This window comes from Marinococcus tarijensis (assembly GCF_054971385.1).
On sequence record NZ_JBQOJA010000030.1, the window covers coordinates 1 to 14,038 of the forward strand.

Here is a 14,038-nt window from a genome sequence, read left to right on the forward strand (position 1 = left end):
GACGCAAGTATAACGGATATGGGAGTCTGCGTGTTTTTTTGTGTCTGTACCCCAACAAATATTATAGAGCCAAAAAACAGCCCTTCTAAATCAGAAAGGCTGTTTTTAAATATTTATGTTAGTTTACAGCGTCTTTCAGCTGTTTGCCTGGGCGAAATGCAGGGTTTTTCGTGGAAGGAATCTTGATTTCTGCACCCGTTTGAGGATTACGCCCTTTACGAGCGGCACGCTCGCGTACTTCAAAGCTTCCAAATCCAACTAACTGGATTTTGTCGCCTTTTTTCAAAGTTTCTGTGATGCTGTCGAATACAGCGTCTACAGCTTTGGAAGCGTCTTTTTTCGAAAGCTCAGCCTGGTCTGAAACTGCGTTGATTAAATCCGTCTTGTTCATGAAAATACTCCCTTTCATTCCATAAATTTAGAGTCTTTCATACCAAATTAACTCATGAAAAGCCCGGTATGTCAACCCTTCCATTTATTTTTGTAGGTTTCTAAGAAGGAAAGCCAGAAATAAAGCAAATATATTTTAAAAATACTTCCATTATTCTGGTTTTTTTCTTAAACCCTATCATAACAAGGGTTTGATAAGAATTCCAGTATTTATGAGAAAAAGATTAAATATCAAAAAAACTGGACCAGATAAACGGCCCAGCTTTTTCCTAATGGTCATTATCAGTTTTTTCTTCGTTGTAGGACCGGTTCTTTTCCCTGGAGCGGCTGAGAGCATCCTGCGAGCTTCCCTCTGCCAGCGGAACGCCAGCATTATACGCTGCTCTTGCGATCAGGTGGCCACCCACAGGTGCCGTCACAAATACAAATATAAGGGTCAGCACGAAGCGGAGGCTAAAGGTTTGTGTGTGTACCATGAAAAACAAAAAGGCACCAAGAACAACGCACAGCACTCCTAAAGTAGCCGCCTTCGTGGCAGCGTGAGAGCGTGTGAAGATATCCGGCAGGCGAAGCAGACCGACAGCGCTTATGATGCTGAGGGCCGCTCCAAAAAGGGCGAGCAGTGCTACAATCCAGTCAACGATCTCGGTCATGCTCAATGACAACACCCTTTTCGATATATTTAGCGAAGGCTACTGTGCCAATGAAGGCCAGGATGGCAAGCAGCAGCATAACTTCAATGAACGCGCTCGTATTCAAGATAATGCAGAATAGAGCCGTTACACTAATCAACTGAATGCCAATAACGTCGAGAGCAATGACACGGTCCGGCATCGACGGGCCTTTAAGAACGCGGTACAGCGTGAGCAGGATGGATATCGAAACAAGCGTTGCGGCGGTGATATAAATTGCATTTAATATCATTATCTGCTGACCTCCCTAATCGCTTTTTCGAATGAATTGCGAATTTCTTTTTCAGCCGCTTCCACACTCTGCAGGTCCATCGCATGGATAAACAGGGAACGGTTGTCCGGAGCAACTTCTACTACAAGTGTTCCGGGTGTAAGAGTAATTAAAAGCGAAAGAAGCGTAATCTCCCATTCTTTTTCAAGAGTTGTTTCCATTTCAAAGATGCCTGGACTGATATTTAATTTAGGGCTCAGTATCTGCCGGGCAACAGAAAAACTCGATAAAATTAATTCTTTAAAGAAGATAAGCACAAGCGCCAGGGCCGCATAGATCCGGTGAAAATAAAGCCTCTCCCGGAAAAAGCCCCTCATAAAGTACAGGACGAGCAGACCAAGGAAAAACCCGCTGATAAAGGATGCAAACGACCAGGCATCATTAATGATCATCCAAAGCAGAGCCATGGCAAGATTGATCATAATCTGAAATGACATTACGAGTTCCCCCCTAACACAGCTTCAACATAGGCACGGGGATTGATCAGCGTTTCTGCTGCGCTTTCCACAAAAGGATACATGACTTCGGCACCAAAGCCCATGAATGCAGAGAGCGCCACGAGAAATACGATTGGAGGCATCTGTGCTTTAATACTTCCGTGCTGTTCTGCATGGGTAAGCGTCGGTTCTCCCAAAAACCCCTGCAGGAAAATTCGTATGACGGAATACAATACAAGCAGACTTGCAACCATCATGACTGCTACAACAATATAATGCCCAGCTTCGGCACCACCGACCACAAGCATCAGCTTGCCGGGAAAGCCGCCAAGAGGCGGAATTCCGGCAAGAGCGAGGGCAGAGATGAAAAACATCCAGGTGAGAAGCGGGTGGTGCTTAATAATTCCCCCCATACCTGAGAGTTTACTGGTGCCGGCTGCAGTAATCAGTGCTCCAATGATCAGAAAGAGGGCTGCTTTAATGACAATATCATGCAAAAGGTAGTATATAGCTCCCACAAACGCATCGCTGTTCAATGAAGCGACACCGAACAGGATAAACCCAACAGCTACAATAACATTGTATACCAAAATCAGTTTAACATCCCTGTAAGCAATTGCGCCGATAACACCGATAATCATCGTTACTGCTGAAAGAACGAGAAGGATGGTGTGTGTAAGGGCCGTATCCTCATTAAAGATAACAGAGTAGGTTCTAAAAATACTGTAGATGCCAACCTTGGTTAAAAGAGCAGCAAATATCGCCCCGATGGCTGTTGGAGGGACCGAGTAGGATCCTGGCAGCCAGAAGTAAAGAGGAAATAAAGCTCCTTTCAGCCCAAACACGATCAAAAATAAAATAGCAATAACCGTAATGACCGGTTCAGAGCCTGCTTCGCTGACCCGCTCGCTGAGCTGAGCCATATTCAGCGTGCCTGTCACGGCGTACAGATAGGCAACCCCAATAACGAAGAAAGCAGAAGAAACAACGTTTACAATAACGTAGTTAAATGACTCCTTCAGCTGGGTTTTTGTGCCGCCATGGCCGATCAGAGCGTAGGAGGCTAAAAGAAGAACCTCGAAACAGACAAACAGGTTGAAAATATCACCGGTCAGAAAAGCTCCGGACACCCCGGCGATTAAAAACTGGAAAAAGGCGTAGTAGTAATATTTTTCCCTCTCTACTCCAATGGTGCTGAAGGAAAAATAAACTATAGGCAGCGCTACAAGCGCCGTAGTCGTCGTCAGAAGCACGGCTAATGAATCCCCTGCCAGAACAATGCCAAACGGAGCTTCCCAGCCGCCGAGTTCAAGAGTCATAATTCCGTTGGACAATATGTACGTAAGCAAAAAGATATTGACACCAATCAAAATTATGCTCGTAATAAATGCCCAAATACGCTGGGCGGTGACATGCTTTGGAAAAAACAGGGCCACGATCCCTGCGATGAGAGGGATAAGGACCGGAAGGATCAGCCAATTACTCATCAGTATCAGTTCCTCTCAGTTGGTCAGTCTCAGCCGCCCCGGTCACTTTGTACGTACGGTATCCTAAAACAAGAATAAAAGACGTTACTCCAAAGCTGATAACGATAGCTGTCAGTATCAGTGCCTGGGGGAGCGGGTCTACATAAGTGTCAGCTTCAAGCCCAAGCAGCGGAGGGGCGCCTGTTTTCAGCCCCGCCATGGTCAAGAGCAGCAAATGGGCGCCGTGGCTTAAAACTGAGCTGCCAATAATAATGCGGATTAAATTTTTCGTCAGTATTAAATACAAACCGACAGTAAATAAGAAGCCGGCAAGGATAGACATAATTATTTCCACTATTTATCCTCTCCGATCGTTTGAATAATAGTCATAGCCGTTCCGATTACAACCAGGTAAACGCCTAAATCGAAGGCGAGTGTGGTTGTGAGCTCCAACTCACCCAATACGGGAAAATGAAAATACCCGAATGTCTGAGAAAGAAACGGGGCCGAGAAAAAGAACGAGCCTACGCCGGTACCGACAGCAAACACCAGTCCGATAGCCGTCATGATTTTATAATCAATCGGCAGGGCCCGGCGGATGGTTTCCATATCAAAGGCGAGAAGGAGAAGAACCAGAGCAGCACTTGTCATCAATCCTCCGATAAACCCGCCTCCGGGCTCCTGGTGGCCGTTGAAAAAGATATAGACAGCAAACAGAAAGATGAGAAATGAAATGAATTTCGTTACTGTCTGTAAAATAATGTCGTTGTACTTCATTTATTCTCTCCTCCTGCCAGCCGTAATTTAATCAAAGAGTACACTCCAAGGGAGGCAATACCTAAAACGAGAATTTCAAGCAGAGTATCAAATCCGCGGAAATCTACTAAGATAACGTTTACGACGTTATTACCGCCGGCTTCTTTATAGCTGTTTTCCAAAAAATAATCAGAAATAGCAGGAAACAGCCTGGTGCCGCTGGCCGAAAGCCCAATGAGAGTGACAGTGAGCCCGACTGAGACGGAGATGACAAAATTGACCGCGTGGAATTTCGTCTCCTTCAAAGCATCGAAAATCTGCGGGAAATGATAAAAACAAAGTAAAAACAGCGTTACCGACACGGTCTCAATTGTCAATTGCGTTAATGCAAGGTCCGGAGCACGGAACAATACGAAAAACAGTGCTACTGTATAGCCGAGCACGCCCAGAGCAATGACTGCCTTCAGCCGGGAGCGCGTAAACATAAGAATGAGAGAAGAACCTACCAGCACAAGAGAGAGTACTGCTTCGTACGGGCTCACCGGAACCATATTTTCGACATCGACGGTAAACGCTCCAGTGCCGAAAAGAGAGAAAAGGAGCAATACTACGGTGAAAGAGAAAATGTATATAAAGTAATCTCTCACGAGTCCGGTCATATGCCAGGACATTAGGGCATGAGAAGAACGGTCGAGTCCTTCAAGAGAGCGGTTGTACGCCTGGTTAAACAGGCGGTTTTCTGGAAAGACAGCGTGCATGTTATTCCATTTCTGCAGCGCCAGGAATATGGCTGTGCCAAGCAGGACGACGCCGATAGTCATAAACAGCTCAGGTGAAAAGCCGTGCCAGAAATAAATATCCACCCCAAACGACCCCGTCTGGGCAAGCTCAGGCATAATAGAAGCCATGGCCGGTTCAATAATCGCAGCCACGAGCGTGTTCGGGAAAAAGCCGATGAATACGACAAGAGCTACGAGAATGAGAGGAGCCAAAAGCATGCCAAACGGAGCTTCATGCGGCTTGGTTGGAAGCTTTTCCTTTTGAAGCTTTCCAGTAAAGGGCCGAAAAACGATCATCATACAGTAAACAAAGGTGAAAATACTGGCTGTCCAGGCGACAATCGGAAGCAGAATACCGATGGAGTCTGCGCTGTACTGCGGGAAATGCGTAATTTCCACCATGGACATGAAAAACATTTCCTTACTCAAAAACCCATTGAACGGCGGCAGGCCGGCCATGGAAAAGCCGCCGATAACGGCGATAGTAAAGGAAATCGGCATTAACGTCATGAGTCCGCCAAGCCGCCGGATGTCCCGGGTGCCTGTTTCGTGGTCGATGATGCCCACCATCATAAACAGGCTGCCTTTGTAGGTGGCGTGGTTAATTAAGTGAAAAATAGCAGCTGCTAGGGCAACGGTGTAGGCGTTGTTATCAATACTGTCATAGTGAAGCGCCGCAGCCCCGGCGCCGAGCATCGACAAAATCATACCGAGCTGACTGACCGTAGAGTACGCGAGAATGCCTTTTAAATCAGTCTGGCGAATGGCAGAAAGCGATCCCCATAGAAGAGTAAGAAGCCCGAAGCCGGTGACAAGCCAGAACCAATAGGCGCTGACTGCAAACAATGGGGTCATGCGGGCAACCAGGTAAATGCCCGCCTTTACCATTGTTGCAGAGTGCAGATAGGCACTGACCGGTGTCGGGGCTTCCATGGCATCCGGCAGCCAGATGTGAAACGGAAACTGGGCAGATTTTGTAAATGCTCCAAGCAGAATCAAAAGCATGGCCGGAAGAAACAGCGGACTGTCGGCAAGCTGGTCCGAAGCCTCCAGAATCCCGCGAATGCTGTAGGTTCCGGTTACAGAAGCGATCAGCACAAATCCAACTAAAAGGGCAAAGCCGCCCATAACGGTGATAAGCAGTGATTTCAGCGCCCCGTAGCGGGATTTTTCTTTCGTATACCAATAAGAAATGAGCAGAAATGAGGATATGCTCGTAATTTCCCAGAATGTATACAAAACGATTAAATTATCTGACAACGTAAGGCCGAGCATCGCGCCCATAAAAAGAAGCAGATATGTATAGAAGTTATTCAGCTGCTCTTTATGCTTATCAAGATAATAGATGGAATACAAAACAACAAGAGCTCCGATTCCTGTAATCAGGAGCGCAAACAAAAGGCCAAGGCCATCCACATAGGCAATGTAATTGACACCTAAGGAGGGAATCCATTCGAATGTTTTCATGACAGAGCCTGTTCCGGAAACTTCCGGTAGGTAGCTTAAAAAGTAGCTGAAAAGAATAATAGGGACAATTAATACGAACCATCCTGTATGTATACGCGGAATAAATTTATACACAAGAGGCACCAGCACAGCAGTCAGAAATGGCGCAATGATGGCAAGGTGCAAAATAGTAAACATGAAGAACCTCCTTGTTAGTTTCGGTCGCCACTGAATTCTTTTCACATTATAGCGTATATCTAAACGCCTTGCATTAGAAGCGAATCCCGGAAGCAGCCATCATTTCAAACACATATATAGGAAGAGAGAGGGGCGCTTTTCACAATTTTTTTTCAATATTGCATCACATGCCTAAAGAAAATTGAAAAAAAAGCTTCTGACGGTTATACTTGCTGTTTGTACGGCTTATAACGAAAAACGACGCCGGATTATTGCGATATTTAGATAAAGGTTTGTTAAAATAAAAGAAATAAGCTCGTTTTATATTAAAGTCAGCTGCAGGTGAGAAGTTAAAATCAGCCTGCTTGAAGGGAGATAGGGTTTTGATTAAGCGATTTATGCCAAATGAATACCTGCCGAGTGTTTTAGATCTCGATTTAGAACACCTGCGTGAAAATAATATTAAAGGCATCATCACTGATTTGGATAACACTCTGGTGGAATGGGACCGGCCGAATATAACAAGCGAGCTTGATGATTGGTTTTTCTTTTTGCGGGAGCAGGGGTTTCAGGTGACGATTGTTTCCAATAATTCCGAGCATCGAGTCCGCTCTTTCTCGGAGCCAAATGGCATTCATTTCATCCATTCGGCCAAAAAACCGATGGGACGGGCGTTTCGAAAAGCGACCAGACGGATGGGGCTTAAAAAGCGTGAAGTGGTTGTAGTCGGTGACCAGGTCCTCACGGATGTATTCGGTGGGAACCGGGCCGGGTTTTACACAGTGCTGGTTGTCCCGGTAGCCCAAAGCGATGGTTTCCTGACAAAAATTAACCGGAAGGTAGAGCGCCGGGTAATGAAGAGATTAAAAGACAGAGGATTAATTCAATGGGAGGATCCACAATGACCGAAGAGCTGTACTGCGCCGGATGCGGGGCGCCTATTCAAAATGAGGATAAAAATAAACCCGGGTATGTCCCGACATCAGCGCTAGTAGACAGAGCGACAGTGATCTGCCAGCGTTGTTTTCGTTTGAAGCATTATAATGAAGTCCAGGATGTGGATATGGAAGACCAGGATTTCCGTGATAAACTGCACGAGCTTGGCAGAAAAAAAGCACTTATTGTGAAAATTGTCGATGTATTCGATTTTGAAGGAAGCTGGATTCCCGGCTTTCAAAGATACGTCGGTGATAACCCGGTGCTGCTTATGGTGAACAAAACAGATCTGCTGCCGCACTCTGTAAATGAAAACAAGCTTCTTCACTGGATCCGCCGCCAAGCAAAGCAGCAGGGATTAAAGCCGAAGGATGTGGTGTTGCTGAGTGCCAAAAACAAACAGGGGATTCAGAAAGCTGCTTCTAGTATTGAAGAGCTTAGAAACGGCATGGATGTATATGTCACAGGCTGCACAAATGTTGGTAAATCGACATTTATTAACGCCCTGATTGCTGAATTCGGCGAAAATGAAGAGCAGGATATTACTACTTCTCATTTTCCGGGAACGACGCTTGACATGATTGAAGTTCCTTTAGATGAGCAGACAAGTCTGTATGATACACCCGGTCTTATCAATGATAAGCAGTTCGGTCGCAAACGGAGTCTTAAAGAGCGCAAGGAGTTCATCCCGGAAAAGGAATTAAAGCCAAAAGTATATCAGCTTGAAAGCGGCCAGACGATATTTATCGGCGGCTATGTGCGCATGGACTTTGTCGAGGGTGACCCTAATTCATTTGTCGTATTTATGTCCAACCGGCTTCCGGTGCACCGCACCAAGCTGGATAATGCTGACCGCCTCCATCCGGACAGGGTGGGGGATGTCTTGAAACCGCCGTACCGCGTGGAAGATGCACCGGAATTAACGAAGCACCGGATTGAAATTAAAGAGGAAAAGACAGACATTGTCGTACAGGGGCTCGGGTGGATTACAGTGACTAGCCCACGTGCTTCCGTGGATATTTACGTACCGGTCGGCACGGGAGTATCAAAACGGGAGGCGGTGATTTAATTGCCAAAAACGCTGCTTGGCTTAATCGGCCATCCGCTCGGTCATTCCCTGTCACCTCAGATGCATAATGAGCAGTTCAAAAGGCTCGGTGTCGACGGATACTACCATTTGTTTGATATGCCGGAAGAAGATCTGCAAAAGGGCGTACAGGCGCTGCGGCAGCTTGGGGCTGCGGGCTTCAACATTACCATCCCCCACAAGGTACGGGTGATGGACTATATCGATCAGCTTGACCCATCAGCCGAAAGAATCGGGGCGGTGAATACGGTCGTAAGAGAAAATGATGCGCTTGTCGGATATAATACGGACGGGGAGGGCTATCTGGAATCTTTACTGGCCGTACGTTCATTGGATCAGATCAAAAATGCAGACATTCTCGTGATTGGAGCGGGCGGGGCAGCACGGGCCGTAGTCTACGCGTTAAGTCTCCGAAGTCCTGAGAGTATTACTGTCGTAAACCGTACACAGGAAAAAGCAGAACAGCTGAAAAGCCATCTGGAGGATATAGCAGCTATCAAAGTAGCAGCGAAGGATGAAGCAGAAAGCAGAAACGAAGAGTACGATATTCTGATTAACACTACTTCGATTGGGATGAGCCCCGGGATAAATAATTCCCCCTGGAGTCTTGAAAATGTAAAAGCATCTGCGCTATGCAGTGATCTCATCTACAACCCATGGGAGACCAGATGGTTAAAGGATGCCAGAAACGCGGGGCTTGATACTCTGAATGGAAGTGGAATGTTTGTTAACCAGGGAGCACTTGCGTTTAAATACTGGACGGGAAAAGAACCGGACCGTAAAGCTATGCAGATGCTTGTCGAAGATCATTTAAAAGGAGAAAATAATGCTGAATAATAAACAAAAGCGTGCATTGCGCAGAGAAGCGCATTCGTTAAAGCCGCTTTTTCAAATTGGAAAAGAAGGTATGAATGAACAAATTATTACCCATGTGGACGAAGCGATTGAAAAAAGAGAGATTCTGAAAGTGAATCTGCTGCAGAACTGCATGGAAGATAAGCATGAAGTGGCGTCTGAGCTTGCCGAAGGTACCGGCTCTGAAGTTGTGCAGGTAATCGGAAACACGATCGTACTGTACCGGAGATCGAAAGACAATCCTGGGATTGAACTTCCAAAGTAAACAAGGAGAAGCTATTATGAATGAACGTATCGGCCTGTTCGGAGGCACATTTGATCCGCCGCATTTAGCTCATCTGATTATGGCGGAAGAGGCAAAAAATGCATTAAATCTGGATGAAGTCTGGTTTATCCCAGTGCACACACCGCCACATAAGCAAAGGGAGAATATGATTTCCGGGGAAGAACGTCTGAGGCTCGTAGAAGCAGCGATTGAGGATAATCCCGGGTTTCGCACGTCCTCCGTGGAAATCGAACGCGGCGGGCCTTCGTATACAATTGATACAGTACGTTACTTTAAGCAGCAGGCGCCGGAAACAGAGTTTTACTTTTTGATCGGCGGCGACATGGCAGACCAGATGGATAAATGGAAGGATATCGAAAAGCTGCGCAGGCTGGTTGAATTTATATTTGTGAATCGGCCCGGCTACAACGGCCACAAGCCTTCGTGGCTGACCCAGGTGGAAGCTCCTGTGATGCACGTTTCTTCTTCAATGATACGCCGGCGGCTCAGAGACGGCGAAACCGTCCGCTATATTGTGCCGGATAATGTATTAAAAGAGATTGAGAGGAAAAAACTGTATGGACAAAAATGAAGCTCTTCAAATCGTTAAAGAACAATTGACGGAAAACAGATACAAGCATACGCTCGGTGTACGGGAGACCGCTTTATATTTGGCAGAACGGTTTGATATCGATTATAATAAAGTAGAGATAGCAGCTATTTTGCATGACTATGCTAAATATCGTCCTGTCGAAGAGATGCGTGAACTGCTCCGCGGAAAAGAAGGAGCCGGCAGGTTTATCGCCTACGGTGACGAACTGCTTCATGCCCCTGCCGGTGCTTATTTTATTCAGACAGAAGCCGGGATTGAAGACGCGGATATTGTTTCTTCTATTTACTGGCATACGACCGGAAAGCCAAACATGACAGCTTACGAAAAGGTGCTGTTTTTAGCGGATTATATAGAACCAAACCGCACATTCCCTGGAGTGGAAGAAGTCCGGGAGGCGGCAGAAACAGATATAGACGCTGCCATCGTAATGGCTCTTGGAAACACGATTCAATTTTTAATTTCAAAAAATGTTCCAGTATTTCCAGATACGCTTGCCGCTTACAACGATCTGGTGATGGAACACAAATAATGGAGGCCTGTAGATGAACGAAAAGGAACTGCTTGAATTAGCGGTACAAACTGCTGACAGCAAGAATGCACATGATATTGTAGCACTGGATATGAGAGGGGTTTCGCCGGTTGCAGATTATTTTGTTATCGGCCACGGCACTTCTGAAAAGCAGGTACAGGCGATTGCCACAGAACTGAAAAAGGCTGCGCACAAGCAGGGCCTCGATGTACAGAGGCTTGAAGGCTATAACGAAGCAAAATGGGTGCTGATCGATCTCGGGGATGTCGTCGTACACATTTTTCATGAAGACGAAAGAAATTATTACAACCTTGAAAAATTATGGGGAGACGCCGCATACGTGGAACTCGAAACGGTGCTTTCCCAGTAACAACGCAAGCCTGAAAGGCCTGAAAAATCAGGCCTTTTTCTAATTTAGAATGAAGGGAAGTACAGAATGGCCCACTCAATGTATAAAGGCTTTGCCGAAGTGTATGACCGGCTGATGGCTGACGCTCCGTATGATGCCTGGAAAGAAGCTGTCATAAAGGAAGCCCCGGCCAGTAATCCGAAAATGCTTGAAATTGGATGCGGAACCGGAGAGATCATGAAACGTCTCTATAACGAAGGCTTTCCCGCTGACGGCATGGATCTTTCAGCAGACATGCTTGCAGTGGCAGCAGAGAAATGGAGTGCTTCACGGGAAAGACCTGTATTGTTCCATCAGGATATGAGGTATTTGGACGCGCCGGATACGTACCAGCTTATTTTTTGTTTTTGTGATTCCCTGAACTATTTAACGAAGCGGGAGGATGTTAAAGCCACCTTTGCCGGTGTGTATAATCATCTTGAAGCGGGTGGTGCTTTTATGTTCGACGTTCATTCCACTCACTACATAGAGGATATTTTGTCTGAGGTCTCCTATGCAGACAATGATGAAGAGATTTCTTTTATATGGGATGTGTATCCTTCAGAACAAATCTGGGAGGTCGAGCACGAGCTGACTATTTTTTCGAAAAATGCGGACGGCACCTACAGCCGGTTTGATGAGGATCATGTACAGCGTACGTTTGCCGTTAATGAATACAAAGAGTGGCTCGAGGAAGCGGGTTTTTCGACTGTCCGTATCACAGCTGACTTCACGGCGGATTTTCCGGATGAAGAAAGCGAGCGTATATTCTTTTTGGCGAAAAAAACAGACAAATAGTGTAAAATATTGTAATATATAGAAGTGAATACTCTCCTCTGCAACATGGGGGGGGCCTGTCCCCCCCCTTCCCCTCCCGAATTTCCCTTTACCTATTAAACAAATAAAAAGAATCTGGAGTTGATGCTTTCTTTGACGAGCCGTTGGAAATTAATTGCAGTCAGCGCCGGCGGAGCCGTGTGCCTTGGAATTATGTTTCTGTTATTTTGGAGCGGACTACCGGGGGAACAGTCGGAAAAGCAGGAAGCCGTTCCATGGGAAAATCAAGTGAAAGAAACAGTGCAGGAAGAAGCCTCCGGAAGTGGTTTTGAGCAGGAAACCGAAGAGCCCGGCGGGGAGGTCCGGGTCGATGTGAAAGGCGAAGTGCATGCCCCGGGCGTTTATACACTTCAGTCAGATGAGAGAGTGGAAGAAGCGATCCAGAAGGCGGGCGGAATTACGGACAAAGCGGATATGCTTCAGGTAAACCTTGCAGAAAGAGTAGAGGATGAAATGGTTATTCATATACCTGGGGAAGGGGAGGAAACAATTACTGGCCCGCCCGAAGAAAGCAGTGAGGAAGAGCCTGTGGTCAATGTGAATGAGGCGGAGCAGGTGGATTTGGAAGCCATACCTGGGATCGGCCCGGCAAAAGCCGCAGCTATTTTAAGCTACCGGGAGGAGAACGGCTCCTTTGAAACGATCGAAGACTTATCCAACGTGAGCGGAATTGGGGAAAAGACAGTGGAGCAGCTCCGGGATTACATTTCTCTCTAATATTTACTTTTCGAAATAGTCTGATAAAGTTAAGGAAGAAATACTATTGCTTTGAGAGAAAGGAGCTTTCCTGTGGAAGAACATAAAGACTGGAAACTTGAAACGCTTTCTGTGCATGCGGGTCAAACTCCCGACCCCGCCACTAACGCAAGAGCTGTGCCTATCTACCAGACAACGTCCTATGAATTTAATGATACCGACCATGCCGCTGATTTATTTGGCCTTCAGGAATTTGGGAATATTTACACACGGATCATGAACCCGACCTCCGATGTGTTTGAAAAACGAATGGCTGCGTTGGATGGAGGCATCGGTGCGCTTGCTACTGCAAGCGGCAGTTCCGCTATTCATATTGCCGTGCTGAACATTTGCAGCGCCGGAGATGAAATTGTCGCTTCGAGCGGCTTGTACGGAGGCACGTACAATATGTTTATGCATACGCTTCCGAAAATGGGCATCCAGGTGCATCTGGTGGATGGTACGGACCCACGGGCGTACGAGGAAAAGATAAATGAAAATACAAAATTAATATTCAGCGAAATTATTGGAAATCCCAACGGCAATGTACTTGATATTGAAAAAATTGCCGGGGTGGCTCACGATAACGGGCTGCCTTTAATAGTGGACGCTACGACAGTTACACCTATTCTATGCCGGCCCATTGACCACGGCGCAGATATCGTCGTACATTCGGCAACAAAATTTATTGGCGGACACGGCACGACTATTGGCGGCGTGATTGTGGACAGTGGAAACTTCAACTGGGATAACGGCAAATTCCCTGGGCTTACAGAGCCGGACCCGAGTTATCACGGTGTCGTATTTACCGAAGCGGTTGGAGAAATGGCCTATATTTTAAAGGCACGTGTGCAGCTGCTTCGTGATTTAGGACCGGCTATTTCTCCGATGAATTCATTTTTGCTTCTCCAGGGGCTTGAAACGCTTCATCTGCGAATGGAGCGCCACTGTGAAAATGCCGAAAAGACAGCGTCATTTCTGGAGCAGCATGAGCTGGTGGACTGGGTGAACTACCCCGGACTTTCTTCACATGAAACGTATGCTACAGCGAAAAAATATCTGCCGAAAGGAAAAGGGGCCATTCTGACCTTTGGCATCAAAGGTGGTCTTGCCGAAGGGAAAAAATTTATCGAAGCCTGCAATCTGCATTCGCACGTAGCGAATGTCGGAGACGCAAAGTCGTTAGTTATTCATCCGGCAAGCACCACGCATCAGCAGCTCTCTGAGGATGATCAGCGTGCAGCAGGGGTGTCGGCAGACCTTATCCGGGTTTCCGTCGGCATCGAACATATAGACGACATTCTCCGGGATTTAGAAGAAGCCCTCCAGGAAAGCCAGAAATAAACCACGAACGACAAAGCCTGCCTCGCTGGGCAGGC

General features: G+C 46.6%; 18 protein-coding genes. 10 read left to right on the plus strand and 8 right to left on the minus strand.

The features are described 5' to 3' along the window. Nucleotides 1-118 precede the first annotated feature (118 nt). From ACTTK7_RS14195 to ACTTK7_RS14230, 8 genes are all read right to left on the minus strand, one after another. On the minus strand, nt 119-391 hold the full coding sequence (locus tag ACTTK7_RS14195; protein WP_022793829.1) for an HU family DNA-binding protein: 273 nt from the start codon (nt 389-391) through the stop codon (nt 119-121). Nucleotides 392-659: 268 nt separating this feature from the next. Next, nucleotides 660-1,043: a monovalent cation/H(+) antiporter subunit G gene (mnhG, locus tag ACTTK7_RS14200; protein ID WP_462868737.1), complete on the minus strand. Its 384-nt coding sequence runs from the start codon at nt 1,041-1,043 to the stop codon at nt 660-662. Then, the gene (locus ACTTK7_RS14205; RefSeq protein WP_462868768.1) at nt 1,027-1,311 is read right to left on the minus strand and encodes a Na(+)/H(+) antiporter subunit F1; all 285 of its coding nucleotides are present in this window, start codon (nt 1,309-1,311) and stop codon (nt 1,027-1,029) included. The genes mnhG and ACTTK7_RS14205 overlap by 17 nt, the downstream gene beginning before the upstream one ends. A 2-nt stretch (nt 1,312-1,313) precedes the next feature. Next, nucleotides 1,314-1,790, minus strand: a complete 477-nt coding sequence (locus tag ACTTK7_RS14210) for a Na+/H+ antiporter subunit E (RefSeq protein ID WP_462868738.1) — start codon at nt 1,788-1,790, stop codon at nt 1,314-1,316. Then, entirely contained in the window at nt 1,790-3,277 is a 1,488-nt protein-coding gene (locus tag ACTTK7_RS14215) for a Na+/H+ antiporter subunit D (RefSeq protein WP_462868739.1), read from the minus strand. Before ACTTK7_RS14215 ends, ACTTK7_RS14210 begins: the two co-directional genes overlap by 1 nt. Continuing rightward, nucleotides 3,270-3,611: a Na(+)/H(+) antiporter subunit C gene (locus tag ACTTK7_RS14220; protein ID WP_022793834.1), complete on the minus strand. Its 342-nt coding sequence runs from the start codon at nt 3,609-3,611 to the stop codon at nt 3,270-3,272. The genes ACTTK7_RS14215 and ACTTK7_RS14220 overlap by 8 nt, the downstream gene beginning before the upstream one ends. Beyond that, entirely contained in the window at nt 3,611-4,033 is a 423-nt protein-coding gene (locus ACTTK7_RS14225) for a Na(+)/H(+) antiporter subunit B (RefSeq protein WP_462868740.1), read from the minus strand. The genes ACTTK7_RS14220 and ACTTK7_RS14225 overlap by 1 nt, the downstream gene beginning before the upstream one ends. Beyond that, nucleotides 4,030-6,435 carry a Na+/H+ antiporter subunit A gene (locus ACTTK7_RS14230; protein ID WP_462868741.1) on the minus strand — a complete coding sequence of 802 codons (2,406 nt, stop codon included), beginning with the start codon at nt 6,433-6,435 and terminating at the stop codon, nt 4,030-4,032. Before ACTTK7_RS14230 ends, ACTTK7_RS14225 begins: the two co-directional genes overlap by 4 nt. A 365-nt stretch (nt 6,436-6,800) precedes the next feature. Here ACTTK7_RS14230 and ACTTK7_RS14235 point away from each other — a divergent pair, with 365 nt between their 5' ends. The 10 genes from ACTTK7_RS14235 to ACTTK7_RS14280 all read left to right on the plus strand — a co-directional run bounded on the left by ACTTK7_RS14235 (nt 6,801) and on the right by ACTTK7_RS14280 (nt 14,003). Beyond that, nucleotides 6,801-7,319 carry a YqeG family HAD IIIA-type phosphatase gene (locus tag ACTTK7_RS14235; RefSeq protein WP_462868770.1) on the plus strand — a complete coding sequence of 173 codons (519 nt, stop codon included), beginning with the start codon at nt 6,801-6,803 and terminating at the stop codon, nt 7,317-7,319. Beyond that, nucleotides 7,316-8,419 (plus strand): ribosome biogenesis GTPase YqeH, encoded by a 1,104-nt coding sequence (yqeH, locus tag ACTTK7_RS14240; protein WP_462868742.1) that lies wholly within the window; start codon nt 7,316-7,318, stop codon nt 8,417-8,419. The genes ACTTK7_RS14235 and yqeH overlap by 4 nt, the downstream gene beginning before the upstream one ends. Beyond that, a complete protein-coding gene (gene aroE, locus ACTTK7_RS14245) occupies nt 8,420-9,274 on the plus strand; it encodes a shikimate dehydrogenase (RefSeq protein WP_462868744.1) in 855 nt (284 codons plus the stop codon). Continuing rightward, nucleotides 9,264-9,557 (plus strand): ribosome assembly RNA-binding protein YhbY, encoded by a 294-nt coding sequence (yhbY, locus tag ACTTK7_RS14250; protein WP_462868745.1) that lies wholly within the window; start codon nt 9,264-9,266, stop codon nt 9,555-9,557. Before aroE ends, yhbY begins: the two co-directional genes overlap by 11 nt. Nucleotides 9,558-9,573: 16 nt before the next feature. Continuing rightward, a complete protein-coding gene (locus ACTTK7_RS14255; RefSeq protein ID WP_462868746.1) occupies nt 9,574-10,149 on the plus strand; it encodes a nicotinate-nucleotide adenylyltransferase in 576 nt (191 codons plus the stop codon). Next, nucleotides 10,136-10,699, plus strand: a complete 564-nt coding sequence (gene yqeK, locus ACTTK7_RS14260) for a bis(5'-nucleosyl)-tetraphosphatase (symmetrical) YqeK (RefSeq protein ID WP_462868747.1) — start codon at nt 10,136-10,138, stop codon at nt 10,697-10,699. Before ACTTK7_RS14255 ends, yqeK begins: the two co-directional genes overlap by 14 nt. Nucleotides 10,700-10,712: 13 nt before the next feature. Next, the gene (rsfS, locus tag ACTTK7_RS14265) at nt 10,713-11,069 is read left to right on the plus strand and encodes a ribosome silencing factor (protein ID WP_462868749.1); all 357 of its coding nucleotides are present in this window, start codon (nt 10,713-10,715) and stop codon (nt 11,067-11,069) included. A 66-nt stretch (nt 11,070-11,135) separates the two neighbouring features. After that, on the plus strand, nt 11,136-11,885 hold the full coding sequence (locus ACTTK7_RS14270; protein ID WP_462868751.1) for a class I SAM-dependent DNA methyltransferase: 750 nt from the start codon (nt 11,136-11,138) through the stop codon (nt 11,883-11,885). 132 nt (nt 11,886-12,017) lie between these two features. Beyond that, a complete protein-coding gene (locus ACTTK7_RS14275) occupies nt 12,018-12,641 on the plus strand; it encodes a helix-hairpin-helix domain-containing protein (RefSeq protein ID WP_462868752.1) in 624 nt (207 codons plus the stop codon). Between the two features lie 72 nt (nt 12,642-12,713). Beyond that, on the plus strand, nt 12,714-14,003 hold the full coding sequence (locus ACTTK7_RS14280; RefSeq protein WP_462868753.1) for a homocysteine synthase: 1,290 nt from the start codon (nt 12,714-12,716) through the stop codon (nt 14,001-14,003). Nucleotides 14,004-14,038 lie beyond the last annotated feature (35 nt).

Bases quoted from the DNA above. Each gene is read 5' to 3' on its own strand.
- ACTTK7_RS14215 (WP_462868739.1), bottom strand. From the start codon at position 3,277: ATGAGTAATTGGCTGATCCTTCCGGTCCTTATCCCTCTCATCGCAGGG.
- yqeK (WP_462868747.1), top strand. From the start codon at position 10,136: ATGGACAAAAATGAAGCTCTTCAAATCGTTAAAGAACAATTGACGGAA.
- ACTTK7_RS14210 (WP_462868738.1), bottom strand. From the start codon at position 1,790: ATGTCATTTCAGATTATGATCAATCTTGCCATGGCTCTGCTTTGGATG.
- ACTTK7_RS14230 (WP_462868741.1), bottom strand. From the start codon at position 6,435: ATGTTTACTATTTTGCACCTTGCCATCATTGCGCCATTTCTGACTGCT.
- ACTTK7_RS14255 (WP_462868746.1), top strand. From the start codon at position 9,574: ATGAATGAACGTATCGGCCTGTTCGGAGGCACATTTGATCCGCCGCAT.
- yqeH (WP_462868742.1), top strand. From the start codon at position 7,316: ATGACCGAAGAGCTGTACTGCGCCGGATGCGGGGCGCCTATTCAAAAT.
- ACTTK7_RS14270 (WP_462868751.1), top strand. From the start codon at position 11,136: ATGGCCCACTCAATGTATAAAGGCTTTGCCGAAGTGTATGACCGGCTG.
- ACTTK7_RS14195 (WP_022793829.1), bottom strand. From the start codon at position 391: ATGAACAAGACGGATTTAATCAACGCAGTTTCAGACCAGGCTGAGCTT.
- yhbY (WP_462868745.1), top strand. From the start codon at position 9,264: ATGCTGAATAATAAACAAAAGCGTGCATTGCGCAGAGAAGCGCATTCG.
- rsfS (WP_462868749.1), top strand. From the start codon at position 10,713: ATGAACGAAAAGGAACTGCTTGAATTAGCGGTACAAACTGCTGACAGC.
- mnhG (WP_462868737.1), bottom strand. From the start codon at position 1,043: ATGACCGAGATCGTTGACTGGATTGTAGCACTGCTCGCCCTTTTTGGA.
- ACTTK7_RS14225 (WP_462868740.1), bottom strand. From the start codon at position 4,033: ATGAAGTACAACGACATTATTTTACAGACAGTAACGAAATTCATTTCA.